Here is a 25126-nt window from a genome sequence, read left to right on the forward strand (position 1 = left end):
AAAACTTATGCAGGACACTCATCAATGCTTCGAGAAAACGCCAGTGACCTGCTCGCCTTCCTCGCTGTGGCCCGCGAGCGCAGTTTCACCAAAGCCGCGGCCAGACTGGGCGTTTCACAATCGGCGCTCAGCCATACCATTCGCGCCCTCGAAGCGCGCCTTGGCCTGCGCCTGCTGACGCGCACCACACGCAGCGTCTCGCCCACCGAGGCTGGCGAACATCTGCTGCAGACCATCGGCCCGCGCTTCGAAGAGATCGAGCAGGAACTGGCGGCCCTGAGCAACCTGCGCGAGACGCCCGCAGGCCGGATCCGCATCAGTGCCACCGACCATTCGCTGAATTGGCTGTTGCGTCCGGTGCTCAAGGAATTCCTGCCCCAATACCCGGACATCGCCGTCGAGGTGATCTGCGACTACGGTTTCGTTGACATCGCCGGGCAAGGCTTCGACGCCGGCGTGCGGCTGGGCGAAGATGTCGCGCAAGGCATGATTGCCACCCGCATCGGCCCGGACATGCGCATGGCGGTGGTCGGCTCGCCTGCTTACTTCGCCAAGCGTGAACAGCCGCAAACACCGCGGGATCTGACCGCCCATGCCTGTAACAACCTGCGCCTGCCCACCAACGGCGGGCTGTACACCTGGGAGTTCGAGAAGGATGGCGAAAGCCTCAAGGTGCGGGTTTCCGGGCAAGTCACCCTCAATGGCGTGTATCCGCTGCTCGACGCCGCACTCGACGGTTTTGGCCTGAGCTACATTCCGGAAAACATCGTCGCGCCCTATCTGGCCGACGGGCGTCTGCTGCAAGTGCTGGCCGACTGGTGTCCGACGTTTGCCGGTTATCACCTGTATTACCCGAGTCGACGGCAGGCGGCGCCGGCGTTTGCGTTGTTGGTCGAGGCGTTGCGGTATCGCGGGCAGGCGCCTATCCCAGCAGCGCAATCAACTGATGCCGCTGCGCATCGGTGAGCATCGGCCCGAACCCCGCGCCAGCGTTGTCGGCCATATAGCGCGGATTGCCGGTGCCGGGAATCACGCAGGTCACCGCCGGGTGCGACAGCAAAAACTTCAGCGCCAGTTGCGGCCAACTGTTGACCTGCACGTCCGACACCCACGCCGGCAGCGGCTTGCCCCTGAGCCGCTCGAGCAGCCCGCCACCGCCAAACGGCCGGTTGCAGATCACCGCGACCCCGCGCTCGCGGCACAACGGCAGAATGCGTTTTTCCACGCCACGGTCATCGAGGGCGTAATTGATTTGCAGAAAATCGAGTGGTTCAGCCTTGAGCACTGCTTCGACGTCGTCGTAAGCCGAGGGCGTGTAATGGGTGATGCCGATGTAGCGGATACGCCCCTCGGCTTTCCACGCGCGCAGAGTCGGCAGATGACTTTGCCAGTCCAGCAGGTTGTGGATCTGCATCAGGTCGATGCGTTCGGTGCGCAGCAGACGGAAGGATTGCTCCATCTGCGCGATACCTTCCTCGCGCCCGCGCGTCCAGACCTTGGTGGCGAGAAAGGCCGGCGAACGCGGTTCGTGGATCGCCAGCAGTTCGCCAGTGGTTTGCTCGGCGCGGCCATACATCGGTGAGCTGTCGATCAGCGTGCCGCCCTTTTTGAACAACTCGTCGAGCACTGTCGGCAGTTGTTTATAGGCGGTCTCGCCGGGCTCAACATCGAAGCCGCGATAAGTGCCCAGGCCCACCACGGGCAGTCGTTCGGCGCTGGAAGGGATGGCGCGGGTCTGCATGGTCTGGTCTCCTGCCTGGTTCGGCGAAGTGGCACTCGGCGTGGCGGCAGTGGCCAACGCCCGGTCAAAGCTCAGCACCGCCGAAACCCCGGCAGCCAGCGTGAGCAATCGGCGACGGGAGCAACCCTCAGTGTGGCTCATGCTGGTTCCCCTGCTGCGTGAATCTGTTGCACGTTGTGTGCGACAGCTGTCCCTCCACGGCGCTGGACTACACTGCGACAGCGAACACCCGCGTCCCGTTAAAGTTAGCCGAATGTCCAGAATCCTGATGTCAGTCGTCGCTTTGCTCATCGCCCTCTACGTTTTGCTGTGCGGGGCCTTGTTCGTGTTTCAGCGTTCGCTGATCTATTTCCCCCAGCCTGGCAGTGCCGTGACCACGGCAGATTCACGGCTGAAACTGGCGATGCCGGATGCCGATGTCTGGATAACCGTTCGCGAACATGCGGGTCCGAAAGCGCTGATCTACTTCGGCGGGAATGCCGAGGACGTGTCGCACAACTTGCCTTCATTCAGCGCAGCGTTTCCCGATTACGCGGTGTATCTGTTGAACTACCGGGGCTTTGGCGGCAGCGGTGGCTCACCCTCGGAGGAAGCGATTGCCGAAGATGCGCTGGCGCTGTTTGACCGGGTCTACGCCAGCCATCCGCAGATTGCCGTGGTCGGGCGCAGCCTGGGTTCCGGAGTGGCGGTGCGGCTGGCGAGTCAGCGCCCGGCGCAGACATTGATTCTGGTGACGCCGTACAACAGCCTCGAAGAACTCGCCGTGCGCCAATACCCGTGGTTTCCGGTGAAATGGCTGCTGAAGGATCGCTTCGAGTCGGGTCGCTATGCCGCGCACATTCAAGTACCGACCCTGCTGCTGGCAGCCAGCGATGATGAGGTGATTCCACGGGACAGCACGCAGCGGCTGCTGGGGCATTTCCCCAAAGGTGTGGCGACGCTGCGAGTAGTGCCGGATTCGGGGCACAACTCGATTGCCGAGCGGGCGCAGTATCTGCAGTGGATGCAGGCAGTGCTTGATCGCTGATAGCCGATTATTGCGTCGGCTGAACTGGCTCCTTCGCGAGCAGGCTCGCTCCCACCTGGCTCTTTGCGAGCCTGCTCGCGAAGGGGCCAGCGCGGACAACACAAAATCCTGGATCACCCTCTCCTTCACACCCAGCAAAAAAGCCAGTTTGCCAGCATGAACCAAGTGCAAAAAGCCCAGTCCTAGTGGCGCCGCATTCCGCGACCACCCACTTCAGCACTGTCCTTTCCCCTGAGTCTGCCGTCCCATGCGCCATGTCGTTCGCTCATCACGCTTCGTTTCGCTGTGCCTGCTGATCCTTGCCCCACTGTTCACCGAGACCGCCCACGCCAGCGAAGAGCGGCAGCTGGTGGCCGCCATCAACGATTACCGCGCCCATCCGCAACGCTGCGAACGTCGCCCTGCCCAGCGCCTGGCGCCACTGTCGCTGAAGTCGAATCTGGCGTTGCCGATCGGCTATGGCTACGGCGGTGGCTTGCGCGAGAGATTGAAGTCTTCGGGATATTCGGCGGTGGCGGTGCGCAGCATCCGCATCGTCGGTGCCGGGGATGCCGAGGAAGCCTTCGAACAGCTGCAAGACAGCCACTGCACCGCCCTGCTCGACGCCCAGTACGCCGACATCGGCGTCAGCCGCGCCCGCGGTGAATGGCAAGTGGTGCTGGCGCAACCGGTGCTCGACAGTCGCGTCGGCGACAACCGCAGCGTCGGCAAAGCCTTGCTCGCCGAGGTCAACGCCGCCCGTGCACGCCCACGGATGTGTGGACGCCAGCGCTTCGCCGCCGCTCGCCCGCTCAGCTGGAACCCGGCGCTGGGAGCCGCCGCGCAAGGGCATAGCAAGGCCATGGCGTATGGCAACTATTTCGCCCACCGTGATCCGGACGGCGACATGCCGGCCGATCGCGCAAGGGCGGCAGGTTATCGGGGCCGGCAGATCGGCGAAAACATCGCCGCCGGCCAGAGTTCACCGGGCAAGGCGATGGCCGGATGGCTGGCCAGTCCCGGGCATTGTGCCAACCTGATGAACCCGATGTTCACCCAGGTCGGCGCGGGTTTTGCCAGTGAGGCGCGCAGTGATGAAGGGGTTTACTGGACGATGGTGTTTGGTGCGCCTTGATTCGCTGAGAGATTTTCAGTGAAGCTACTGGCCCCTTCGCGAGCAAGCTCGCTCCCACATGGGTTCAGCCTCAACCGGGCAAAATGTGGGAGCGAGCCTGCTCGCGAAGGGCCAGAGCAGGCACCCTCCATCACTTGGGCCGCCGCACCGCCCGCAGCCGCCCACTCCCCCCGCCACCGCAGTAAAAGCGCTCGCCGTCATCCGCTTCCAGCCCGGAAACGCCTGTCCCCGCAGGCATCTTCAAACGCTCCAGGACCTCGCCATCTTGCGGATCAACCCGGCGCAGTTCACTTTCATCGCCCTCCCAGGTGCCATGCCATAACGCGCCGTCGACCCAGGTGACCCCGGTGACAAAGCGGTCTGACGCCAGCGTGCGCAAGACCGCGCCGGTCTCAGGATCGACCTGATAGATCTTGCGCTCGCGATACTGGCCGATCCACAGCGAGCCTTCGGCCCAGGCCATCCCCGAATCGTTGCCGCCGCCCGGCGCCGGGACGGTGTTCAGCACACGGCCGGTGGTCGGGTCGATTTTCTGGATACGGCTGTCGGCGATCTGGAACAGGTACTGGCCGTCGAACGCGGTGCCAGCGTCGGCACCGACTTTGAGCGTGCGCACGGTTTCGCCGCTGGCCGGGTCCAGCGCATTGAGCTGGCCGTCACTGGCGAACCACACGTGCTGGCCGTCGAAGGTCACGCCGTGGACACGTTCGACGCCGTCGAACGGGCCGTACTCACGAAGGATTTCTGCGTTTGCCTGTTTCATGCTGCCTTCCTCGTTGGTATGAGTGTCCAGCCTAGCCATTGCCCAACGACACCGGGAGTAACAAGATCGTCGCGAAACCCGGCAACGGCGGCATGGTCCAGCGCCGCGCACGACCCACACCGAACCCTTGCACTTTATCCGCCTGCGCCAGTGCTTCCAGTGAACGCTGCACTTGCCGTTGACTGCAGCCCAACGCCAACGCCAGCGCCGAACTCGACCAGGCTTCGCCATCGGCGAGCAAGGCCAGCAGCGCGGCGTATTTATCCTCGACCGGCAAGGTGAGCAACGCCACATCCTCGGCGACCAGGGCAAAACCGCGCGCCGTCGCGATGATCCGCGCCAGGGGCTGCAACGCCGAACGCAAGCGACCGATCTCCACCCGCAGGCGTGCGCGATGGGATTCGTCGCTTAGTTTCAAGCGAAACGCCTGAGCGATCAGCGCCTCTCTCGACACATCTTCCGGCCACGCCTGAGCCAGCATCCGCAGCAGACCGAACAGCACCGGCCGCGTCGCCAGGGCCACGGTCATCCCCGCGCCGCGCACGCTGTAGCGACACGCATCGACCACCAGCGCCGGCGAGGCGAACAACGCTTCAACCTGCGCGAGCGTCACGGTCTGAGACCGGCCAGACACAATCAGTTGCGCCGCAGGTGCATCGAGCATTTGCAAGGCCTGTTCGGTCTCTGCGGTCAGCGCGGGAATAGCCGCTTGCTGCGCCGCCCGTTGCGCAAGTTCCAGCGCCGCCCGCGCCGTGTGCGCCTGCACCTGACGCAGCGCAATACCGGCCGTCATCAATCCATGAGCGGCCCGCAACGGCGGGGGCAACGCGGTGGGATCAAGTGCGGCGAGCAACGCCTGCGCCTCATCGAGCTGGCCGATCAGCAACAGCCGGCGGATTTGCAAATAGCGGGCATGCGCAGCGTTCAGTTGATCGCCGTGATCGAGCAAGCGCTGCCGCGCCGCCTCCAGCGCTTTCACCGGCCAGCCCAGATCCCGCGTCGCCAGCGCCACTTCGGCCTCGGCCACGACGCAGCGCGCTCGGGACAACGGCTCGTTGGCGCCGAACGCCTTGACCGCCCGCTGCAGCAGCGCCTTGGCTCGGGACACATCACCGAGCTGAGCCATGGCGATGCCCCGCAGCGCCAGCGCAGGCGGGTCTTCACGCAAGGCGACGAGCTTCAACGCGGCCAGCGGATCACCCACCGCGAGCGCACGGCCGGCAGCGTTGATCAACGAGTCCATGACAGATCAGGCACAGTGAAAGTTTCCGGGACTGGATATCCCGGTTTAGTCCAGTTAGCGGACGGACACCAGTACGGTGTGATGCGAGAAATGACAACGCGGTAGAAACAGCCGCGCCCTTCGATAAGAAAGGGCGCTGGAGTCTGGTGGAGTACTGCCGGAGTCAGACCGGAGAAATCGTCGCAAGCATTCCGATCAGAATGGTCAACGTCAGAAAACCACCGAGGAAAATCGCCATCTTGTTCATGCTGCTCTCCTTAATGTTGAGCTTGCGGTGCACCGGGCGCTTCGGGATGAAGGGCAGCCGCGGGTGACCGGATTGCCGGGCTATTCTGAGCGCCTGACTGAGCCGGTTACAGAGGCAGATCCAACAGAAAAATACAGATCAGATACCAAACTGATCTGTTCCGGACATGGCGTGATATTCAGACCGGCACACAAAGATTCGAGGGCACGCCGCTTTGAACTAGAGTGATTGCCGTCGCGCGAAAAACAACAACAATTCCAGGAGTGGTCAATGTCCAAACTGAACCTGCACCCCAACGCCGCCGAATCCTTGAAGCGCTGGCACGAGATGATCCGCACCGGCAACCTCAAGGCCTTGCCCGAGCTGCTTGATCCGAATGCGCTGTTCCGCTCGCCCATGGCCCACTCGCCCTACCCCGGCGCACCTGTGGTGACGATGATCCTCAACACCGTGTTCAACGTGTTTGAAGATTTCAAATACCACCGTGAACTGGCGACTGCCGATGGTTTGAATGTGGTGCTGGAGTTCAGTGCCAAGGTGGGGACGAAAGAGTTGAAGGGGATCGACATGATTCGCTTCGATGAGCGCGGGAAAATTATCGAGTTCGAGGTGATGGTGCGGCCGTTGAGTGGGTTGCAGGCCCTCGGCGAGGAAATGGGACGGCGGTTGGGCGCCTACCTGGCAAACGCAAAACCTGTGTAGGAGCTGCCGCAGGCTGCGATCTTTTGATCTTGATCTGTTCAAATCAAGATCAAAAGATCGCAGCCTGCGGCAGCTCCTACAGCGGGTTTTTGGCACAAAAAAAGCCCACTGACCGTTACCGGTGCAGTGGGCTTTTGTGCATCTGGCGTGTGGTTACAGCGCCATGTCACGTGCAGCATTTTCCTTCGGTGCTTCAGCTTTCTCAGCTGCTGGTGCAGCCGGAGCAGCCTGACCGATCACCGGAGGCGTTGGCAGTTCGAGGATCTTGGCGGTGTACGCCCACTCTTGTGCCACTTTGGCCGGATCGTTGTTCAGCTGGGTGCCGTAGCTTGGAACGATCTGGTGCAGCTTGGCTTGCCACTCAGGGGTAGCGACTTTGTCTTTGAAGACTTTCTGCAGCACGCTCAGCATGATCGGTGCAGCAGTCGACGCGCCTGGCGATGCGCCCAGCAGACCAGCGATGGAGCCGTCTTGTGCAGCAACGATTTCGGTGCCCAGTTTCAGCACGCCGCCAGCGGCTTCATCACGCTTGATGATCTGCACGCGTTGGCCGGCTTGCCACAGGCGCCAGTCTTCGGCTTTGGCGTTCGGGAAGTATTCCTTCAGCGCGTTCAGACGGTCTTCATCCGACAGCATCAGTTGACCGGCCAGGTACTCGACCAGCGGGTATTCCTTGATGCCGACCTTGGTCATTGGCCAGATGTTGTGGGTGGTGGTGCTGGTCAGCAGGTCCAGGTACGAGCCTTCTTTGAGGAACTTGGTGCTGAAGGTCGCGAATGGGCCAAACAGGATGACGCGCTTGCCGTCCAGAACACGGGTGTCCAGGTGCGGAACCGACATCGGCGGTGCGCCAACCGAAGCTTTGCCGTAGGCCTTGGCCAGGTGCTGCTCGGCGATGGCCGGGTTATCGGTCACCAGGAACGAGCCGCCTACCGGGAAGCCAGCATATTCCTTGGCTTCAGGAATGCCCGACTTCTGCAGCAGGTGCAGAGCGCCGCCACCGGCGCCGATGAACACGAACTTGGCATCGGTTTCGGTTTTGGTGCCGTCTTTCAGGTTTTTGTAGCTGACGCGCCAGGTGCCATCGGCGTTCTTGGTGATGTCTTCGACTTCACTCGACAGCTTCAGGTCGAAGTTAGGCTTGGTCTGCAGGTAACCGGCGAACTGGCGGGTGATTTCGCCGAAGTTCATGTCGGTACCCAGCGGGCTCCAGGTGGCCGCGATTTTCTGGTTCGGGTCACGCCCTTCCATCATCAGCGGGACCCACTTCTTGATCACAGCCGGGTCTTCGGAGTACTGCATGCCGGCGAACAGCGGGCTCGCCTGCAGGGCTTCGTAGCGCTTTTTCAGGAACTTGATGTTGTCGTCACCCCACACGAAGCTCATGTGCGGCGTGGTGTTGATGAACGAGCGAGGGTTCTTCAGAACGCCTTGCTGAACCTGCCAGGCCCAGAACTGACGGGAGACCTGGAACGCTTCGTTGATCTCGACGGCTTTCGGGATCGTCACGTTGCCTTTGTCGTCTTCCGGGGTGTAGTTCAGCTCGGCGAGCGCCGAATGACCAGTACCGGCGTTGTTCCAGCCGTTGGAGCTTTCCAGGGCGACGCCATCGAGGCGCTCGACCATTTCCATCGACCAGCTTGGCTCCAGCTCATTGATCCACACACCCAGGGTGGTGCTCATGATGCCGCCGCCGATCAACAGAACGTCGACTTTCTTTGCTTCTGCAGCATTGGCGGACGACATCCCCATCGCCAAAGCCAGCCCGAGCAAGGCTGTGTTCACTTTCTTAAACATCTGTTGCACCTATGATAAAACGCCTTCCGCCCGCCGCTGTTGTGGGTATGAGGGCCTTTTGTCGCGACACTCAGGCCAGGGTCGCGGGCACCTTCACACTGCAATGTTGACGGGTGGGCACACAAGGCCGACGTACCGCATCGACCTCAGTTAATGTCCCTTCTGAACTGACTTTTTATCATTATTGGCTTCAGCTACTTGAGCGACAGGGATTCCGTCAGCCTGCCAAAAAGGCAGGCCAACCGAATTAGGTCAAACCAAGTTGGCGCGAAGAATATCACGTCAGGGCAAACCCGCGCGTCTGTTCCCGACTTGAGAGTCTTTTTCCGCTCTGGGCGTTATCGGCCGGTTTGGGCTGAACATGATCCGCAAACCTGCTCGCGATGGCGGCCCTACAACCGAAACCGGTCCACCGACAACGCCAGCGCCCCGGCCAGACTCGACAGTTCATCGGTGGTGTTGGCCGTCTGCCCGATCACTTTGCTGTTGCCCTCGGACATCCCGGCGATCATTTCCACCTGATGGGCAATTTCGTTGCTGGCCTGGCTTTGCTCGCCGATGGTGCGGGTGATGTCATTGACCAGTTGCGTGGTGCTGAGGGTGGCGTCGAGGATCTCGCGGATCGCCCGCTCGACTTCAGCCGTGACCGCCATGCCTTTGTCCACCTGAGCCACGCCGGCCTCCATGCTGCTGACCGCTTCGCGGGTACTGTTCTGGATGCGCGCGACCATCGCCGCGATTTCCTGGGTTGAGGCGCTGGTCCGCGCGGCCAGACTGCGCACTTCGTCGGCGACCACGGCGAAGCCCCGGCCCTGCTCGCCGGCTCGTGCCGCTTCGATGGCGGCGTTGAGTGCCAGCAGGTTGGTCTGGTCGGCGATGCTCTTGATCACCTGAATGATGTTGAAGATGCCTTCGGATTCCTGATCCAGCGTGCGGATCACCTGTGCCGACTGCTGCGCCGAGCGGGCGATGTCGTCCATGTCGCTGACCACCTGATGGATCACCTGTCCGCCGCTCTTGGCCAGCGACTCGGCCTGATTGGCCATGCCCAGTGCGCGTTCGGCATGGCGGGTGATTTCCTCGATGCTGGCGGTCATCTGGCTCGCGGCAGCGGCCATGGTGCCGGCGGCGGTGCTTTGCTGCTGACTGCTGTCGGCGACCTGATGGCAGCCGTGGCTCAACTGCTCGCTCATGCCACTGACGCCATGCGCGTTGCGGCGCACCACGTCGATCATGTCTCGCAGATCGCGCTGCATGGTCGCCAGGTTGCGGATCAGCGTGCTGGCTTCATCCTTGCCGGCCGGTTCGCTGATCGGCTCGCTGAGGTTGCCATGCGCAATGCTTTGGGCGATGTGGTTGGCGGACTTCAGCGGCCCCATGATGCTGCGGGTCACCCAACGCCCTTGCGCCATTAATAGCAACAGGCTGGCGAGCAGCACCACGCCGAGGGCGATGTTGGCATTTCGAATGGCGCTGTCGGTGGCTTTGCTGGTGTCCCGGGTATTGCTTTCAATCAGCTCACTGAGCGCGGCCATCTGCGCTTCGAGCTGACTGAACGCAGCATTGAACGTGCCGAGCTCCCGCTGCGCGCTGTCCGGGTTATCCAGTGCCAGGCCGACAATGCGCTCGGCCGCCTCGATGTAGGTGTCCAGGCTGGGCTTGATCTGTTCGAGCGCGGTCTTGATTGTCGGGTTGACCGGCAGTTTGAGGTTTTCATCCAGCACTTCGCGAAAATGGCTCGCGTGCTCATTGATCGAATCCCGCACTTCAGCGGCCGTGCCGGTACTTTTGCCCAGGCCCACCAGCATCGCCGAGTACACGTCAGCCCGCAGTGCATCGTGCATCATGTCGGCTTCCATGTGATTGCGCAGCGCAGTCATGCTCACCGCGTTGTCGTCTACCGCCGCGGACATCCGCGTATTCCCCACATAGCTGACCAGACTCACGATCAGCGCGGTCAGCAGGCTGGTTGCTATCAGCAACAGCAAACGCAATTTGATCGACACGGTGGGTTCCTCCTGAGGCGCGCCGAATGCACCTGTCAGGAGTTCAGTTAAGCTTATTTGTGCAGATGTGCCGCTTCAGAGCGTTTCAGCAAGTATCCGCGTGTTTGAACGGAACTCCGGCAAAGGTCGCACCTCTGAGATTATGTAGTCTTCCTTTTTGCTTCGCGCTTGTGGAGGAACACCGTCATGCGCAAGTTAGTGCTCGTTTCTTCTCTCCTGCTGTGCCTCCCTGTCGGCTCGGCTCTGGCCCGTGTCGATGCCGGCGATGTCGCCACCTCGGCGGGTGTTTCCGCGTCGCTTTACTCGACCTTCAAGGATCACAAAATGGTGATCCCGGCGCGCGATGACCTGTCAGCGTTCGTGGCCAGCGGCGGTGCCATACGAGGGGTCTATCTGGAGTCGGTGCTTCAACAGGTCCGGCACGACAACCCCGGTCTCAACGCCAGCGATGAAGACCTTGCCAACGCGATTCTGGTGCATTACGAAGGCCTGAATCAGTAGTTGCCACGCAGGCAGCGGCCGATGGATGGCAACTGAAGGCACATAGGCAAAACAGTCCGACGGCCTCTATGATGGAGGCCATGACGACTCTTGCGCCGCCTGCGCCTTTGCGCTCACCCTGCCCGCCCGGCGCCTGCGATTGCGGGCGCGAATCGTTGCTGGAAAATCCCGGCAGCGATCTGCGTATCCTGCGCCTGACTCGCGAGCAGGAAAAAATCCTGCTCGCCCGCCTGGAACAACTCAAAGACCTCGCCGACCTGCGCCATCTGCAAGATCGCATGCACGAACAATTGGGCCTGCGAGTTGAAGTTGCGCCGGGCTTTCATGAAGTGCGCACCATGCTCGGCATCGAGATTCAGATCGAAGCGCTGCCGGGTCTGTGCCGCAAGACGCGCAAAGCGATTCCGGCGGCCATTCGTCGAGGCCTGAGCAACCACCCTGAAATCGCTTTCGAACTCCTCAACGCCCACGACTTGCTGCGCGACACTTGATCATCTTTTCATGCCAACCCGCTTGCGCATCTCTGCAGTGATGCTCTGGCGGGTTTTCTTCATGTCGGCCCACGGCGCGTCGCCGACCTCGTTCAGGCGCTCATGGACATTGCTGATGTTCCACTGATTGCCACCCTTGATCTGCGCCACCTCTTCGCGAAACAGCGGCACCGACACCGGCAGCCCCTCGCGGGTGCGCGCCGCGTAGGCACAAATAGTGGTGGCACCCAAACCGTTGCGCAGGTAATCGATGAAAATTCGTCCAACCCGGTTTTTCGGCCCGGACACCGCGGAAAACCGTTCCGGCAACAAGTTCGCCATATGACTGACAATCGCATGGCTGAAATCCTTGACCTCGTCCCAGCCGTGCTTGCGGGTCAATGGCACCACCAAGTGAATGCCTTTGCCCCCGCTGGTCTTGAGAAACGCCTTGAGCCCCAGTTCGTCGAGCACGGTCAGAGTCAGCGCAGTGGCTTCGACCATGCTTTTCCATGGGAGCGCGGGATCCGGATCAAGATCGAGGACAAAGCGGTCAGGCTTGTCCAGATCAATGGTGGTGGCGTTCCAGGTGTGCAGCTCGACCGTGCTCATCTGCACGGCGCCGATCAAGGCTTCGGCGTTGTTGATCAGCATCACCGGCTGACCGGTAACCTCCTTGTCCAGCGTGGTGATGCCGGGAATCGCCAGACGCTCGGCGTTTTTCTGGAAGAACAGTTCGCCGGCGATACCGTCCGGCGCACGCACCAGTGCCACTGGACGATCCTTGAGCTGCGGCAGGATCCACTCGGCGACGCTGGCGTAATACTCGGCCAGTTGCATCTTGGTGGTGCCACTGACCGCATCGATTACCCGGTCGGGGTGGGTGATGCGCACCTTGCCGCTGGCGAGGCCCAGTTGTGACGGTGCTGCTTCAGCCTTTTTCTTTGCCGGTGCAGCCTTTTTCGATGGGGTGGCTTTCGCTGAAGTCTTCACGGGTTTCGCGCGCTCCTCGGTAATTGCCCTGGCCGGTTTGTCATTGCGCAGACCATGGAACACGGCATGGCGCACCGAGCCGTCCTTGGTCATTTCGGCGAATGCCACTTCCGCCAACAGATTCGGTTTGAGCCAGTGCACACCCTTGGCGTCGAAGCCGCTTGGCGGGTTGACCACGGCAGCCTTCTTCACCTGCAACGGCTTGAGTTGGGCAAGGATGCTTTTCAGGGTGGTGTCGTTGAACCCGGTGCCGACCTTGCCGGCGTAACGCAATTCGCCACTGTCGCGGTCATGCAAACCCAGCAGCAAGGCGCCGAAGGCACTGCGCGCGCCCTTCGGATCGGTATAGCCGACAACCACGAATTCCTGACGATGCTTGCACTTGAGCTTGATCCAGTCGCTGCTGCGCCGCGATACGTAAGGCGAACCCAGGCGCTTGCCGATCAGTCCTTCCATTTGCATCTGGCAGGCGCTGTTGAGCAGCGCGTCCGGGGTTTCGTCGAAGGCTTCGGAGAAGCGCAGCAAGGGCTGCTGATGCCCAGCGAGCACTGTGGACAGCGCGGCGCGGCGCTCCTCGACCGGCACTTCGCGCAGGTCGACGCCATTGAGGTAAGGCAAATCGAACAGGTAATAGACGATGTTGCCGCTGCTTCCAGCTTCGAACGCATTCTGCAGTGCCTGAAAGTCCGGCACACCGTGTTCGTTGGCGACAACCATTTCGCCGTCCAGCCACGCCGATTCCAGGCCCAGCTCGGCCAGAGCCTGCGCCTGTTGCGGCAGCTTGTGCGTCCAGTCATGGCCATTGCGGGTAAACAGCTGCACCTGATCATGATCGATGCGCGCCAGAATCCGGTAACCGTCGAACTTGATCTCGTAACTCCACTGTCCTTCGGGGGCGCTGTCGACCAGCGTCGCCAGTTCCGGCTTGAGTTGCGCCGGCAGTTTGGCCTTGCGCGCACCCGTGAGCGTACCGGACGCCGTTCTACGCGGTTTGGCCGGGGCCTTCTTCACCGGTTTGGCTTGCTCGGCGGCAAGCTTGGGTTTGCTGATCAAGGTGCGGTCGCTGAGCACACTGTGCGGCTCGGCACTGAGCACATCGTAATCGTCTTGCGGGCGTGCAGCGCTGTCCTGATGTTTGATCAGAAACCAGTTTTCCTTCTTGCCCGGCATGTGGGTGCGCACCAGATTCCAGAGGCCGGACAGCTTCTCGCCTTGCAGTTCGAATTTAAGTTTGCCCTTGGCGTAAGCCTTGGCCGGGTCTTCCTGCGGAATCCACACACCACGATCCCAGACGATCACATCGCCGGCGCCGTAATGCCCTTCGGGAATGCTGCCCTCGAACGTCGCATAATCCAGCGGGTGATCTTCGACGTGCACCGCCAGGCGTTTGACCTTGGGGTCGAGCGACGGCCCCTTGGGCACCGCCCAGCTCTTCAGCGCGCCATCGAGTTCGAGGCGAAAGTCATAATGCAGGTGCGAAGCGTCGTGCTTCTGGATGCAGAACTGCAGCGCATGCTCAGTCGCCTTGCTGCGGCCACGGCGCTTGATGGCAGCGGGCTCCGAGGTCGCCGAAAAATCGCGCATGCGGTTGTAGTCGTCGAGGTTCCTGGTCATGGCGCACCTGCCTTGTGTCAGCCAATGCGGGTCACAGTCAGCGCGACCACGGCGATCCGGTCTACACGCTGGTAACCGGGGTTCAACAATTCTTCACCGAACACGTCGGGATCCAGTTCGCGATAGGTCCAACCGAATCGCGCCGAATCCAGGCGTGGCACCACCGTGTCGAAAAACGGATCACGGCCATCGACCATGGCCACGCCGGTATACAGCAGTAACGAGCCGCCGGGTGCCAGCCGATTGAGTGCCTGCTCGACGATGCGCAGCGACAACCCGGCACCGAGCGAGCCACCACCATGCCGATAGGCACGTCCGGCCGGATCGGCCATGTACGGCGGGTTGGCGACGATCAGGTCGAAGTCGCCGTCGGTACCCTGCAACACATCGCTGGCCTGCACCTCGACGTTAACAACCTCGGCCAATGCCGCGTTGATCGCGGTCAGGCGCAGCGCGGCGGGGTTGATGTCCACCGCCAACACCTGCGCTTCGCGCCGCGCGCGGGCAATCAGAATCGCGCCGACGCCCGCCCCGCATCCGATATCCACCGCACGCTGGATCGGTGCAAAGCTCTGCTGCAGATGTGCGTGAATCAACTGCGCGAAACGGTAGGTGTCCGGACCGAAAAACACCGAATCGGCGGCATCGGTGGGAAAGCCCGAATGCACGAACAACAGGTCATCCAGACTCGACCAGCGCACCCGGCTTTTCAAGCGGCCGTCGTAGGCGTCAATCACTTGCGCCTCCTGTAACTGCCGCTGCTCTTCGGCGGACAACAACCCCGGTTCAAACGGGCGCGACCAGCCGAAGACATCACGCAAGGTATCGGCCACCTGCCCCTCGTCCCGCTGGTTGACCCGCTGATGGGTCAAAGGCGTCGGCGTGATGAAACGATAACCGTCGGCCTGCAAGCGTCGACCGAGCTGCAGCAGTGTGAGGTCGTCGGCAGACAAATGTTCTTCCTGATTCATGGAGAATTCCTTAACGCAGACTGGATTTGAGTTCGATGAAGCGACGCGTTGCCAACAGCCCCGCCGGGTGGGCATGGCGGGCCGGTGACAGCCATGGGATCAGCGTGGCCATTTGCGCGTGTCCGTCCTGGCCTTGTAGCGCGCAGGTCAGACGCTGCACATCGGGATCGTGTTCGGGCACGGCGGCGTCAGGGGTGGCGACCTGACGGCTGCGTCTTGGCGTCGTATTCCTCTCCAAGGACGTCCAGTCGCCGGCGATCCAGTCGTGCAGCAGTTGCTTTTCATAAGGACTGAACACGCCGAACATCGCCGCACCGTCGCCGTCGATCAACTGCCAGAAACGGCTGGCCTGCGGATCTTGATTGCGCTTGATCCAGCCCTTGTCCTGCATCACCTGCAGAAACCCGGGCAGTTGCTCGGGCGTGGCCAGCCACTGATTGACGGTTTTGCCGTCGAAGCGGCAGTAGTCGGAATGCATGTGCTGACCAAACGGACGCTTGCGCTCGAGCATCGCCAGCACTTCCTGTTCCAGGTCGAAACCCTCGATGATGGCGCGGCTGCCCTGCCCCAGATCGTTGAGTCGATAGCCCAGCGCTACCCGGCGCAGAAACTCGCTGCGATCCGCTTCCAGCGGCAACAGGTCGAGCACCGCCTGCACGGCTTTTTGCGCATGACCGGTGCTGGCGTTATCGATGGTCACATGCAGGGTGAAATAGTACGGATCGATGCCCAACTCGCTGAGCTCATAGGCACTGATCAGCAGGTGCAGCGGCAATTGTTCGTAACCGAGGTTGTAACCGATCACCTCCGGCAAACAAGCTTCACCGCAGGCACCGAGTGCCAGTTGCAATGCACCTTGCAGGTAGCGCTCATCGGCGATGGCGCTGGCATCCTGCAAACCGTGTTCAGCGAGCAGTTTGCGATAGATCACCACATGGTTTTGCGCAGGATTGCCGTCGCCGAGTTCTTCCAGATAGGTACACAGCAAGCCATCAAAACGCGGATCGCGCCATTGCGCCAACAAGCCGTACAGCCACGCGCCATCCACCAGTTTGGTCGGTGCCACGGCTTGCAGAAAGTACAGCGCGTGAGCCTTGTTGCTGAAGAACTGGCGCGGTCCGCCGGCCTGGCGCTGTTGCAGGTAATCGGCGTACTGCCGGGCAACTTCTGTGCAGTGCCCGGCGACCCACTCCTGCCACGCAGACGGATCCTGCGGCAGTTCTTCAGGCAGCAGCGCGGCGCGCTGCAACTGCTCGGCGAGAAAATCCTGCGCGAGGGTGTCAGGCGAATGCTCGAGCAGCAGCGCTTCATAAATACGCCGCAAATCGCCGTCGGCAGTGATGGGCTGTTGCTGCGCGCTCGGCGCCTGCAGAGGGGTCAGGGCAGTCATGTCAGTGTTCTCGTTCGGTTGGCCGGTCAGGGCGTTGTTTCACGCCTCTACAGCAGCAGAGCAACCGCTACGGAGAAAAATTCAATCGACATGAAAATTGCCCTGACGGACGGCGATCAGTGCCAATTCTCTTTCACTTGGTCACTTGGTCACTGTAGGAGCTGCCGAAGGCTGCGATCTTTTGATTTTGTCTTTTACGATCAAGATCAAAAGATCGCAGCCTTCGGCAGCTCCTACATTTACATCGTGTAATGGCTTGGGTTCGTGAACTGTCATTGGGCAGCTAGTGTTGAAGGACGATGGTTACGGAGGGCAATGGAATGCCTGAAGCTGCAAAAGCCTGCGGTTTACGCAAGGGACGCTATTCGGAGGTTGGGCGGGTTTATTTGCTGACGGCGGTGGTTAAGGAGCGTCGGCCGGTTTTTTCCGACTGGAAAGTCGGAAGATTATTGGTTGAGCAGATGCGCGCGGCAGATGAGGCAGGATTGGGCGTGTCTTTGGCTTGGGTGGTCATGCCGGATCACCTGCATTGGTTGGTCGACCTGAAACGAGGCTCCTTGGCCCAGCTGATGTGCCGCGTCAAATCGCGTAGCTGTCGGTCGGTAAACCTGATGTCTGGCAGTCAGGGAGGCCTGTGGCAACGCGGCTATCACGACCGAGCTCTGCGTCGCGATGAAGATTTGAAAGCGGCTGCCCGCTACATTGTCATGAATCCATTGCGGGCCGGTCTGGTAAAGCGCCCGGGTGATTACCCGCTATGGGACGCAGTATGGCTCTGAAGATCAAAAGATCGCAGCCTTCGGCAGCTCCTACATTTGGAACGATTGTCCCCTGTAGGAGCTGCCGAAGGCTGCGACCTTTTGAGTTTTGCTTCAGCCCTGCCCCTTGGCCTGCTGCTCCAGATGCACCTGCAATTGCGGATCGATCTGCAGCGCGGCAGCCAGTTCATCCAGGTAGTTGCGTTCGGCATCTTGCTGGTGGTCCACCAGGATCACGCTGACCAGGTACATCTCGGCAGCCATGGCCTGGTCATCGTTGGCAGCCGTGGCGACTTCGTTGGCATCCAGCGGTTTGGCAACTTCAGCGTTAAACCATTGCTGCAATTGTGGATCGTCGGTGTGTTTGCCAATCTCTTCATCGATCATCTGCCGTTCCCGGGGGTCGATCTCACCATCCGCCTTGGCCGCCGCGATCAGCGCCCGCAGCACCGCGTGGCTGTGTTCCTCGATCTCGGGCCCGGCCAGCAGATTGGCCGTTTGCGGGATCTGTTGTGGCGCCGCCGACGCCTGACTTCGCTGCCAGGCCTGATATGCCTGGAACGCCATCATTCCCAATGAGGCCAGCGCCGCATAATTAGTGCCGCCGGAACGACTTTGTGTTCCGCCGCCACCGAGTGCCCCACCCAGCGCGCCGCCCAAGCCACCACCGCTACCGCCGCCGAGCAGACTTCCGAGCAGACCGCCCAGACCGCCCAGCCCACCGGACTGCGCCGCACTGCCGCCGGGGCCTGCACCACCACCCAACAGACCGCCAAGCAAGCCGCCCAACCCACCCAGCCCACTGCCGGCCGAACCAGCACCTTGTTGTCCCGCCGAGGCCTGGCCCCGCAGCAGTTGTTCGAGCAAATCGCTGGTGTTCATGATCTCGTCCTCAGGCATTGGCATTCACTGCGTCAGGCAACAATAGACCGGCGCAGCCATCGCGCCAGCACCGTCTGGCTGACACCGGCGGTTTCCGCCGAGGTATTTTTCGAGCGACCAGCTAAGATTCAACGGTGGTGAACCTTATCCCGGCCAAACCGGTCGATAGCTGCAACCCCGACCCGGTTTGCCGGCGCCCTTTGCTCGAGGGTGATACCCGGCTTGCTTCATTTTTCTGGAGAACGCCCCTGTGATATCGACCGTACACATCGCCAGGCTCAAAGCATGGGGCGCCCATGGTTTTACCGCGACCGGCGTGGTCACTGCCTTTCTGGCGACCCTCGCCCTGCTGGAGAACCAGCCGACCCATTGCCTGATGTGGCTGGGCGTGGCATTGATCGTCGACGGCCTCGACGGGGCGCTCGCGCGCAAGGTCAATGTGCAATCGGTGCTGCCGAGTTTTGACGGCTCGATCCTCGATCTGGTGATCGACTACCTGACCTACGTGTTTATCCCGGCGCTGTTCATCTACCGCTACATCCCCCTGCCCGACTACACCCTGCTGCTGAGTGTGTCGCTGATTCTGGTGTCGTCGCTGTTCTGCTTCTGCAACGTCAACATGAAAAGCAAGGACAACTATTTCGTCGGTTTCCCCGCCGCGTGGAACGTGGTCGCGCTGTGCCTGTACATCATTGGCCCGGGACCGTGGATCACTTTCCTGACCATCATTGGCCTGGCGCTGCTGACCGTGACCCGCATGAAGTTCCTGCACCCGTTCCGAGTGCGCCGGTTCATGCCGATCAACATCGCGGTAACGGCAATCTGGCTGCTGTGCAGCCTGTCGCTGGTGCTCAATCACCCGGTGATCAATCCGCTGGTGATGGGGTTGTGGCTGCTGATGTCGGCGTACTTTCTGGGGATCTGCATCTGGCGTACGGCGCTGGAGTGGGTTGATGGGGCACACCTGAAATAGCGCCAGACCTGCCAAACACGAATACCTGTGGGAGCTGGCTTGCCAGCGATTTCGTACTGTCAGTCGACATCGTTTTGACAGGACGGCCGCCATCGCTGGCAAGCCAGCTCCCACAGGGATTGGCATTGTTCCGCCATTCAGCGTTTGGTGATCACCACCTCCAGATACTCGCTCGGCACCACCAGCGAACCGGCTCCCGCCCGATTCGAGCGGTTGAGCAAGTCCGCCAGATCACTCTCCAGCGCCTGACCGCTTTCCGGCGGCAATGCCGCGAAAGCCTTGTGCACCGGCCCGTACCAGTGACGGAAGATGTCGATGAAATGCGCCGCCGAGCGATAACGGAAGTTGAACGTGCGGCGGGTGACCTGCAGCAGAAATTCGCGCTCATTGAAGTGGCTGTGCAACCACGCTTCGGTGCCCCAGTTCGACGGCGGCTGGGCCACGGCGGGAGGCGGGACGTGGCGACCAAGCACCTTGAACATCTGGCCGACGAAGCCTTCCGGCGTCCAGTTCGCCAGACCGATGCGCCCGCCCCTTCGGCAGACCCGCGCCAGTTCTGCAGCTGCAGTGGCCTGATCCGGGGCAAACATCACGCCGAAGGTCGACAGCAGCGCGTCGTAACTCTCGTCGGCGAACGGCAACGCTTCGGCATCGGCGACCTGAAAAATCACCTCCAGATGCTCGGCCCGCGCCCGATCCTGTCCACGCTCGAGCAGCGCCGCGACATAGTCGGTCGAGGTCACCTTGCAGCCACGCCGCGCTGCCGCCAGGGTTGCATTGCCGTTACCGGCGGCGACATCCAGCACCTCTTCATCGCAGCGCAGGTCGCAAGCCTCGGCGAGGTTTTCGCCGACGATCTGCAAGGTGGTACCGATCACCGCGTAATCGCCGCTGGCCCAGGCGACTTTCTGGCGCTCCTTCAGACCCGTCAGATCAATGGGCGTACTCATCAATCGTGCTCCGCAGCAGGTTGGAGAACTTCATTCAGCCGTGGTCGGGTCAATGACCGTCATCACCCGTGCCACGCTGTTGGCCGGGAAGCCGCCCAGCCTGGCGTGCTCGCGCACCTGCTCCTCGTCAGGGGCGATGTAGACGCAATAGATTTTGTCGGCCGTGACGTAACTCTGCAGCCACTGCACCTGTGGCCCGAGTTCACGCAACACCTGGCAGGAGGTTTGCGATACGGCTTTTAGTTCTTGCGGCGACAGCTTTCCGGCCCCTGGAATCTCGCGTTCAATCACGAATTTCGGCATGGCAACCTCGCGTTCTTTTTATCAGTGACAGGGACGGCAGTGGCCCTGCTCATCCACTATCGCGCCGAGGGTCGATGGCGTCCCTGCCAATCGTCCGAAGAGCCTGGAAAACCCTGGCTTGGCCGATGAATGGCGGCTTTTTGTAAAGGCCTCGAGACACTTCGAGATTGCCATTGCATGGGGCATTCGGTTTTTATGCTTTCCCGTGTTCCGTGAATGGATTCCATCATGTCCCTGCGTCTTGAATGGCTCGTCGATCACCCGCAGCACAGCGACACTTACGCCGAGTGGATCCACCGCCAGTTCGCCTACGAATATGCCGAGCAACCCTTGACCGAATGGCAACGCGAGTTCGCTGCCGGCCAGAACAATGGTGACTGGTCGTGCCTGATTGCGCTGGACGGCGAGCGCCTGCTCGGCGGTGCGGCACTGGCCCGGGCGGACCTGGCGCTGCGTCCGGATCTCGGCCCGTGGCTGGCATGCGTGTTTGTCAGCCCGCAAGCTCGCGGCCAGGGGCTGGCAGAACGGTTGATCGACGGCATCAGCCAGGCGGCGAAACAGCGCGGCTTCGCACGCTTCTATCTGCACACACAGAACAAGCAGGACTATTACGCCAAACGCGGCTGGACAGTGCTGGAGCGCTTTCGCGCCTGGGACAACGAGCAATGGCTCATGGTGCGCGACCTGTGAGCCATTGATATGCGCGGGCGGTGACTCTCGATGCATCTGAGCACTCAGTTCTGGTTGTTGCAGCCATCGGCGAATTTACGGTAATCCAGCACTTGGGTTTTGCCTGCCGAATCGAGGTAGGTCATGCGCGCATCGACAATGCCGCAGGTCACCGAGGTGTCCTGGGTCATCGACAGCACTTTCTGCACGTCCAGGTGCGTGCCGTAGGTGTAGGTGTGCGGGGTGATATCGGCTTCGGCACGGGCCGACAGGGTGCAGATGTTCAGGGCGGCGAACAGGCACGCGGCGATCACGGATGTGCGGGTCATGGCGGTTACCTCAAGGCGTGGGTGGGTTGAGCCGAGGCAAGCTGGATGCGCCTCGATGGAGCCTATTTGAGGCGCCTGAGGTATCACGTCTGTGTCTGGAAATGCCCGTTATGACGCGTTGTGTATCTGCGCCACCCGGAGATACACAGCGATACAAAACCCTGAAAAAATCGCGTTTTTGCGTGTGTATGTATCCGTCATGGCGCCAGATACACTGCAATACAAACCCTGGCAGGCAAGCCGGCGCAGGCTCGATAGACTGCATGGCATTGCCCTTTGATAGAGGTTCTGCACCGATGGAACATGTCGATCACATTCTCATCGTCGACGACGACCGCGAAATCCGCGAGCTGGTTGGCAATTACCTGAAAAAGAACGGCTTGCGCACCACCGTGGTCGCCGATGGCCGACAGATGCGCAGCTTTCTCGAAGCCAACACCGTCGACCTGATCGTGCTCGACATCATGATGCCCGGCGACGATGGTCTGCAGCTGTGCCGCGAGTTGCGCGTGGGCAAACACAAGGCCACGCCGGTGCTGATGCTCACCGCGCGCAACGATGAAACCGACCGCATCATCGGCCTGGAAATGGGTGCTGACGATTACCTGACCAAACCGTTCGCTGCCCGCGAACTGCTGGCGCGGATCAACGCCGTGCTGCGGCGCACGCGGATGCTGCCGCCGAACCTGGTGGTCACCGAAAGCGGTCGGCTGCTGGGCTTCGGCCGATGGCAGCTGGACACCTCGGCCCGTCACCTACTGGACCAGGACGGCACGCTGGTCGCGCTCAGCGGCGCCGAATACCGCTTGCTGCGGGTGTTCCTCGATCACCCGCAACGGGTGCTCAGCCGCGATCAGTTGCTCAACCTGACCCAGGGGCGCGAGGCCGATCTGTTTGATCGTTCCATCGATCTGCTGGTCAGCCGCCTGCGCCAGCGTCTGCTCGACGATGCGCGCGAACCGGCTTACATCAAGACCGTGCGCAGCGAAGGTTATGTGTTCTCGCTACCGGTGGAAATTTTCGGGGCTTCGGCATGAGTTTCAGGCTGCAGTGGCCACGGACGCTGGCGTCACGCTTGTCGCTGATCTTTCTGGTCGGGCTGATCCTCGCTCAGGCGCTGTCGTTTGGCGCGCAGTACTACGAGCGTTTCCAGAGTGCCCGAAGCACCATGCTGGGCAATATGCGAAACGACGTCTCGACGTCGATCGCCATCCTCGACCGCTTGCCCGCGCAGGAACGGCCCGCCTGGCTCAAGCAACTGTCCCGCACCAACTACGACTATCTGTTGAGTGTCGGCGAATCCGGTGCGCCGCTCGACCCCGAGGCCGACGAGGTGCCGGTGGCCGTGACCTCGATCAGCGCCGCGCTCGGCGGTGCACACCCGCTGGGCTTCACCCGGTTTGCCGGGGAGCAAAAACACTTTCAGGCCCACGTCAGACTCAGCGACGGCAGCCCGGTGACGATTGATGTGCGTCCGGCCATGCCGCCCTTGTCGCCGTGGCTGCCGGGGGTTTTGCTCGGACAACTGGCGCTGTTGATCGCCTGCACCTGGCTGGCGGTGCGCATTGCCATCCGCCCCCTCGCCCGCCTCGCCAACGCCGTGGACACCCTCGATCCCAACGCCCATCCCGTGATGCTCGACGAGCAAGGCCCGATCGAAGTGGCCCACGCCGCGCGGGCCTTCAACGCGATGCAGACACGCATCGCCGCGTATCTGAAGGAGCGCATGCAACTCCTGGCAGCGATTTCCCACGACCTGCAAACCCCGATCACCCGCATGAAGCTGCGTGCCGAGTTCATGGACGACTCAGTGGAAAAAGACAAACTGTGGAGCGACCTCGGCGAAATGGAGCACTTGGTCCGCGAAGGCGTGGCCTACGCCCGCAGCATCCATGGTTCGACCGAAGAAAGCCGGCGCACCGACCTCGACGCCTTCCTCGACAGCCTGGTGTTCGATTACCAGGACATGGGCAAGGATGTACGCCTGATCGGCAAGAGCGCGGCGGTGATCGATACCCGCCCCCAGGCCCTGCGGCGGGTGCTGGTGAACCTGACCGACAACGCGTTGAAATTCGCCGGTGCCGCCGAAGTTTGGGTCGAAGCCCACAAGGATAGCCTCGCAATCACCGTCATGGATCGTGGCCCGGGCATCGCCGATGCCGAACTGGCGCATGTGCTGCAACCGTTCTATCGCGTGGAAAACTCGCGTAATCGTGATACCGGCGGTACCGGTCTGGGACTGGCGATCGCTCAGCAACTGGCCATGGCCCTCGGAGGTTCGCTGACCCTGAGCAATCGCGAGGGCGGTGGGCTGTGTGCCGTGCTGAGGCTGCCGCTGCGCTGACCCCCGCACAGATTCCTCATCGGAATTGCAGGCTCACACAGCCTGCAAGGTTCACCCGGCCCGGCTAGACTGATTCATTACCCAGTCGAGGGGGAATGCAGGACGACGTCAGCTGTGCCCTGCCCATTTCCGTGACCATCGCCCTGCGGCCCATGCCTCGACAACGTTTTGCCACCGGACGGTGATCCTGTATCAGGAGCACTCGTGATGGACGAATCAAGACTCAACGCATTCATGGGCAAACTGGTCAACGACATGGGCGGCGCCGCAATGCTGGCGAACGTCATCGTTGGCGAAGAACTCGGGCTGTATCGGGCAATGGCCGACAGTCAGCCGATCACCCCGCAAGCCCTCGCTGAAAAAACCACCTGCAATCCCCGACTGGTGCGCGAATGGCTCAGTGCGCACGCCGCGTCCGGCTACATGGAGCATCACGATGGCCAGTTCCGTCTGCCAGAAGAACAGGCGCTGGCACTCGCCGTCGAAGACTCACCGGTGTACGTCGCCGGCGGACTCGGCGTGGTGGCCTCGTTTTTCCATGACAAGGACAAACTGGTCAAAGCCATGCGCGGCAACGGCGCCCTGCCCTGGGGCGATCACCACCCGTGCATGTTCAGCGGTACGGAGCGCTTCTTCCGCCCCGGCTATAAGGGGCACTTGATCGCGGAATGGCTGCCGGCGCTGGACGGCGTGGTGGCCAAACTGGAAAAAGGCGCCAAAGTCGCCGACATCGGCTGCGGCCACGGCGCTTCAACGGTGATCATGGCCCAAGCGTTTCCCAAATCGCACTTTGTCGGTTTCGATTATCACGCGCCGTCAATCACCGTCGCCACCCAGCGCGCCGAAGAAGGCGGTGTCAGCAGCCGGGCAGAATTCTTCCAGAGCACCGCCAAAAGCTATCCCGGTGACGGCTATGACCTGATCTGCTATTTCGACTGCCTGCACGACATGGGCGACCCGGTCGGCGCTGCGCAGCATGCGTTCAAATCATTAAAGGACGACGGCACGGTGCTGTTGGTCGAGCCATTTGCCAACGATACGCTGGACGACAATATCAACCCGGTCGGACGCCTGTTTTATGCGGCCTCGACCTTTATCTGCACGCCGAATTCGCTGTCCCAGGAAGTCGGCCTGGGGCTCGGTGCGCAGGCGGGTGAAGTGCGCTTGCGCAAAGTGTTTGCCGAGGCTGGGTTCAAGCACTTCCGCCGGGCGACGCAGACGCCGTTCAATCTGATTCTGGAGGCGCGCAAATAATTCACCGCTATCACCTGTGGCGAGCGAGCTTGCTACCGCTGGACTGCGCAGCAGGCCTGTTCTTGGGCTTGCCTTGCAATCCAGC

The 25126-nt window shown here is 61.6% G+C and carries 24 protein-coding genes and 1 pseudogene; 12 read left to right on the plus strand and 13 right to left on the minus strand.

Going from position 1 to position 25126, the window contains the following annotated elements; genetic code table 11:
- Nucleotides 1–24 precede the first annotated feature (24 nt).
- Nucleotides 25–966, plus strand: coding sequence for a LysR family transcriptional regulator (locus AC193Q_RS09310; protein ID WP_047293814.1), 942 nt, complete (start codon nucleotides 25–27; stop codon nucleotides 964–966).
- Here AC193Q_RS09310 and AC193Q_RS09315 read toward each other — a convergent pair.
- Nucleotides 923–1882: an aldo/keto reductase gene (locus tag AC193Q_RS09315; RefSeq protein ID WP_183082851.1), complete on the minus strand. Its 960-nt coding sequence runs from the start codon at nucleotides 1880–1882 to the stop codon at nucleotides 923–925. The two genes, AC193Q_RS09310 and AC193Q_RS09315, sit on opposite strands and share 44 nt — an antisense overlap.
- Before the next feature lie 112 nt (nucleotides 1883–1994).
- Here AC193Q_RS09315 and AC193Q_RS09320 point away from each other — a divergent pair, with 112 nt between their 5' ends.
- Together AC193Q_RS09320 and AC193Q_RS09325 are read left to right on the plus strand one after the other, a co-directional pair.
- Nucleotides 1995–2768 (plus strand): alpha/beta fold hydrolase, encoded by a 774-nt coding sequence (locus AC193Q_RS09320; protein WP_476283674.1) that lies wholly within the window; start codon nucleotides 1995–1997, stop codon nucleotides 2766–2768.
- A 247-nt stretch (nucleotides 2769–3015) separates the two neighbouring features.
- Nucleotides 3016–3882 (plus strand): CAP domain-containing protein, encoded by an 867-nt coding sequence (locus AC193Q_RS09325; RefSeq protein WP_041073492.1) that lies wholly within the window; start codon nucleotides 3016–3018, stop codon nucleotides 3880–3882.
- 130 nt (nucleotides 3883–4012) lie between these two features.
- On the opposite strand, the gene AC193Q_RS09330 is transcribed toward AC193Q_RS09325, so the two are convergent.
- Complete coding sequence (locus tag AC193Q_RS09330; RefSeq protein ID WP_047293469.1) at nucleotides 4013–4645, minus strand: Vgb family protein; 633 nt, start codon at nucleotides 4643–4645, stop codon at nucleotides 4013–4015.
- A 31-nt stretch (nucleotides 4646–4676) separates the two neighbouring features.
- Entirely contained in the window at nucleotides 4677–5888 is a 1212-nt protein-coding gene (locus AC193Q_RS09335) for a helix-turn-helix domain-containing protein (protein ID WP_121186110.1), read from the minus strand.
- A 517-nt stretch (nucleotides 5889–6405) separates the two neighbouring features.
- Here AC193Q_RS09335 and AC193Q_RS09340 point away from each other — a divergent pair.
- Nucleotides 6406–6837: a nuclear transport factor 2 family protein gene (locus AC193Q_RS09340; RefSeq protein WP_121186112.1), complete on the plus strand. Its 432-nt coding sequence runs from the start codon at nucleotides 6406–6408 to the stop codon at nucleotides 6835–6837.
- A gap of 153 nt (nucleotides 6838–6990) precedes the next feature.
- On the opposite strand, the gene mqo is transcribed toward AC193Q_RS09340, so the two are convergent.
- The 3 genes and pseudogenes from mqo to AC193Q_RS09355 form a co-directional block, all read right to left on the minus strand.
- Nucleotides 6991–8634: a malate dehydrogenase (quinone) gene (gene mqo, locus AC193Q_RS09345; RefSeq protein ID WP_041073501.1), complete on the minus strand. Its 1644-nt coding sequence runs from the start codon at nucleotides 8632–8634 to the stop codon at nucleotides 6991–6993.
- A gap of 392 nt (nucleotides 8635–9026) precedes the next feature.
- Nucleotides 9027–9890 carry a methyl-accepting chemotaxis protein gene (locus tag AC193Q_RS09350; protein ID WP_483879630.1) on the minus strand — a complete coding sequence of 288 codons (864 nt, stop codon included), beginning with the start codon at nucleotides 9888–9890 and terminating at the stop codon, nucleotides 9027–9029.
- 39 nt (nucleotides 9891–9929) lie between these two features.
- Nucleotides 9930–10640: pseudogene (locus tag AC193Q_RS09355) on the minus strand (MCP four helix bundle domain-containing protein); the annotation flags it as partial.
- A 186-nt stretch (nucleotides 10641–10826) separates the two neighbouring features.
- Here AC193Q_RS09355 and AC193Q_RS09360 point away from each other — a divergent pair.
- Entirely contained in the window at nucleotides 10827–11141 is a 315-nt protein-coding gene (locus tag AC193Q_RS09360; protein WP_025111286.1) for a DUF2388 domain-containing protein, read from the plus strand.
- A gap of 68 nt (nucleotides 11142–11209) precedes the next feature.
- Nucleotides 11210–11632 carry a hypothetical protein gene (locus AC193Q_RS09365; RefSeq protein WP_041073505.1) on the plus strand — a complete coding sequence of 141 codons (423 nt, stop codon included), beginning with the start codon at nucleotides 11210–11212 and terminating at the stop codon, nucleotides 11630–11632.
- Here AC193Q_RS09365 and ligD read toward each other — a convergent pair whose 3' ends face one another.
- The 3 genes from ligD to AC193Q_RS09380 are packed head-to-tail and all read right to left on the minus strand — an operon-like array spanning nucleotide 11633 to nucleotide 16579.
- The gene (gene ligD, locus AC193Q_RS09370) at nucleotides 11633–14218 is read right to left on the minus strand and encodes a DNA ligase D (protein ID WP_315438638.1); all 2586 of its coding nucleotides are present in this window, start codon (nucleotides 14216–14218) and stop codon (nucleotides 11633–11635) included. It abuts the gene before it with no gap.
- A gap of 17 nt (nucleotides 14219–14235) precedes the next feature.
- Nucleotides 14236–15189: a methyltransferase gene (locus AC193Q_RS09375; protein WP_047293454.1), complete on the minus strand. Its 954-nt coding sequence runs from the start codon at nucleotides 15187–15189 to the stop codon at nucleotides 14236–14238.
- Nucleotides 15190–15199: 10 nt separating this feature from the next.
- Nucleotides 15200–16579 (minus strand): iron-containing redox enzyme family protein, encoded by a 1380-nt coding sequence (locus tag AC193Q_RS09380; protein ID WP_483879439.1) that lies wholly within the window; start codon nucleotides 16577–16579, stop codon nucleotides 15200–15202.
- Nucleotides 16580–16899: 320 nt separating this feature from the next.
- Here AC193Q_RS09380 and AC193Q_RS09385 point away from each other — a divergent pair, with 320 nt between their 5' ends.
- Entirely contained in the window at nucleotides 16900–17358 is a 459-nt protein-coding gene (locus AC193Q_RS09385; RefSeq protein ID WP_095668879.1) for an REP-associated tyrosine transposase, read from the plus strand.
- A gap of 93 nt (nucleotides 17359–17451) precedes the next feature.
- Here the strand turns inward: AC193Q_RS09385 and AC193Q_RS09390 are convergent, their stop codons facing one another.
- On the minus strand, nucleotides 17452–18219 hold the full coding sequence (locus tag AC193Q_RS09390; RefSeq protein WP_121187786.1) for a tellurite resistance TerB family protein: 768 nt from the start codon (nucleotides 18217–18219) through the stop codon (nucleotides 17452–17454).
- A 250-nt stretch (nucleotides 18220–18469) separates the two neighbouring features.
- Here AC193Q_RS09390 and pcsA point away from each other — a divergent pair, with 250 nt between their 5' ends.
- Complete coding sequence (pcsA, locus tag AC193Q_RS09395; RefSeq protein WP_041073513.1) at nucleotides 18470–19192, plus strand: phosphatidylcholine synthase; 723 nt, start codon at nucleotides 18470–18472, stop codon at nucleotides 19190–19192.
- Between the two features lie 137 nt (nucleotides 19193–19329).
- On the opposite strand, the gene AC193Q_RS09400 is transcribed toward pcsA, so the two are convergent.
- Both AC193Q_RS09400 and AC193Q_RS09405 read right to left on the minus strand, forming a co-directional pair.
- A complete protein-coding gene (locus AC193Q_RS09400) occupies nucleotides 19330–20142 on the minus strand; it encodes a class I SAM-dependent methyltransferase (RefSeq protein ID WP_047293443.1) in 813 nt (270 codons plus the stop codon).
- 30 nt (nucleotides 20143–20172) lie between these two features.
- Nucleotides 20173–20445 (minus strand): DUF4242 domain-containing protein, encoded by a 273-nt coding sequence (locus AC193Q_RS09405; protein WP_047293441.1) that lies wholly within the window; start codon nucleotides 20443–20445, stop codon nucleotides 20173–20175.
- Between the two features lie 228 nt (nucleotides 20446–20673).
- Between AC193Q_RS09405 and AC193Q_RS09410 the strand changes: the two genes are divergently transcribed.
- A complete protein-coding gene (locus AC193Q_RS09410; RefSeq protein WP_095668876.1) occupies nucleotides 20674–21135 on the plus strand; it encodes a GNAT family N-acetyltransferase in 462 nt (153 codons plus the stop codon).
- Nucleotides 21136–21179: 44 nt separating this feature from the next.
- Here AC193Q_RS09410 and AC193Q_RS09415 read toward each other — a convergent pair whose 3' ends face one another.
- Entirely contained in the window at nucleotides 21180–21443 is a 264-nt protein-coding gene (locus AC193Q_RS09415) for a DUF2790 domain-containing protein (RefSeq protein WP_047293437.1), read from the minus strand.
- A gap of 296 nt (nucleotides 21444–21739) precedes the next feature.
- Between AC193Q_RS09415 and AC193Q_RS09420 the strand changes: the two genes are divergently transcribed.
- The 3 genes from AC193Q_RS09420 (at nucleotide 21740) to AC193Q_RS09430 (ending at nucleotide 25041) form a co-directional block, all read left to right on the plus strand.
- Nucleotides 21740–22480 (plus strand): response regulator, encoded by a 741-nt coding sequence (locus AC193Q_RS09420; RefSeq protein WP_047293435.1) that lies wholly within the window; start codon nucleotides 21740–21742, stop codon nucleotides 22478–22480.
- Nucleotides 22477–23787: a sensor histidine kinase gene (locus AC193Q_RS09425; RefSeq protein ID WP_047293433.1), complete on the plus strand. Its 1311-nt coding sequence runs from the start codon at nucleotides 22477–22479 to the stop codon at nucleotides 23785–23787. The genes AC193Q_RS09420 and AC193Q_RS09425 overlap by 4 nt, the downstream gene beginning before the upstream one ends.
- Before the next feature lie 207 nt (nucleotides 23788–23994).
- Nucleotides 23995–25041 carry a class I SAM-dependent methyltransferase gene (locus AC193Q_RS09430; protein WP_047293431.1) on the plus strand — a complete coding sequence of 349 codons (1047 nt, stop codon included), beginning with the start codon at nucleotides 23995–23997 and terminating at the stop codon, nucleotides 25039–25041.
- Nucleotides 25042–25126 lie beyond the last annotated feature (85 nt).

This window comes from Pseudomonas sp. F2, assembly GCF_057174385.1.

Bases quoted from the DNA above. Each gene is read 5' to 3' on its own strand.
- AC193Q_RS09310 (WP_047293814.1), top strand. From the start codon at position 25: ATGCTTCGAGAAAACGCCAGTGACCTGCTCGCCTTCCTCGCTGTGGCC.
- AC193Q_RS09315 (WP_183082851.1), bottom strand. From the start codon at position 1,882: ATGAGCCACACTGAGGGTTGCTCCCGTCGCCGATTGCTCACGCTGGCT.
- AC193Q_RS09320 (WP_476283674.1), top strand. From the start codon at position 1,995: ATGTCCAGAATCCTGATGTCAGTCGTCGCTTTGCTCATCGCCCTCTAC.
- AC193Q_RS09325 (WP_041073492.1), top strand. From the start codon at position 3,016: ATGCGCCATGTCGTTCGCTCATCACGCTTCGTTTCGCTGTGCCTGCTG.
- AC193Q_RS09330 (WP_047293469.1), bottom strand. From the start codon at position 4,645: ATGAAACAGGCAAACGCAGAAATCCTTCGTGAGTACGGCCCGTTCGAC.
- AC193Q_RS09335 (WP_121186110.1), bottom strand. From the start codon at position 5,888: ATGGACTCGTTGATCAACGCTGCCGGCCGTGCGCTCGCGGTGGGTGAT.
- AC193Q_RS09340 (WP_121186112.1), top strand. From the start codon at position 6,406: ATGTCCAAACTGAACCTGCACCCCAACGCCGCCGAATCCTTGAAGCGC.
- mqo (WP_041073501.1), bottom strand. From the start codon at position 8,634: ATGTTTAAGAAAGTGAACACAGCCTTGCTCGGGCTGGCTTTGGCGATG.
- AC193Q_RS09350 (WP_483879630.1), bottom strand. From the start codon at position 9,890: ATGCAGCGCGATCTGCGAGACATGATCGACGTGGTGCGCCGCAACGCG.
- AC193Q_RS09360 (WP_025111286.1), top strand. From the start codon at position 10,827: ATGCGCAAGTTAGTGCTCGTTTCTTCTCTCCTGCTGTGCCTCCCTGTC.
- AC193Q_RS09365 (WP_041073505.1), top strand. From the start codon at position 11,210: ATGATGGAGGCCATGACGACTCTTGCGCCGCCTGCGCCTTTGCGCTCA.
- ligD (WP_315438638.1), bottom strand. From the start codon at position 14,218: ATGACCAGGAACCTCGACGACTACAACCGCATGCGCGATTTTTCGGCG.
- AC193Q_RS09375 (WP_047293454.1), bottom strand. From the start codon at position 15,189: ATGAATCAGGAAGAACATTTGTCTGCCGACGACCTCACACTGCTGCAG.
- AC193Q_RS09380 (WP_483879439.1), bottom strand. From the start codon at position 16,579: ATGACTGCCCTGACCCCTCTGCAGGCGCCGAGCGCGCAGCAACAGCCC.
- AC193Q_RS09385 (WP_095668879.1), top strand. From the start codon at position 16,900: ATGCCTGAAGCTGCAAAAGCCTGCGGTTTACGCAAGGGACGCTATTCG.
- AC193Q_RS09390 (WP_121187786.1), bottom strand. From the start codon at position 18,219: ATGAACACCAGCGATTTGCTCGAACAACTGCTGCGGGGCCAGGCCTCG.
- AC193Q_RS09400 (WP_047293443.1), bottom strand. From the start codon at position 20,142: ATGAGTACGCCCATTGATCTGACGGGTCTGAAGGAGCGCCAGAAAGTC.
- AC193Q_RS09405 (WP_047293441.1), bottom strand. From the start codon at position 20,445: ATGCCGAAATTCGTGATTGAACGCGAGATTCCAGGGGCCGGAAAGCTG.
- AC193Q_RS09410 (WP_095668876.1), top strand. From the start codon at position 20,674: ATGTCCCTGCGTCTTGAATGGCTCGTCGATCACCCGCAGCACAGCGAC.
- AC193Q_RS09415 (WP_047293437.1), bottom strand. From the start codon at position 21,443: ATGACCCGCACATCCGTGATCGCCGCGTGCCTGTTCGCCGCCCTGAAC.
- AC193Q_RS09420 (WP_047293435.1), top strand. From the start codon at position 21,740: ATGGAACATGTCGATCACATTCTCATCGTCGACGACGACCGCGAAATC.
- AC193Q_RS09425 (WP_047293433.1), top strand. From the start codon at position 22,477: ATGAGTTTCAGGCTGCAGTGGCCACGGACGCTGGCGTCACGCTTGTCG.
- AC193Q_RS09430 (WP_047293431.1), top strand. From the start codon at position 23,995: ATGGACGAATCAAGACTCAACGCATTCATGGGCAAACTGGTCAACGAC.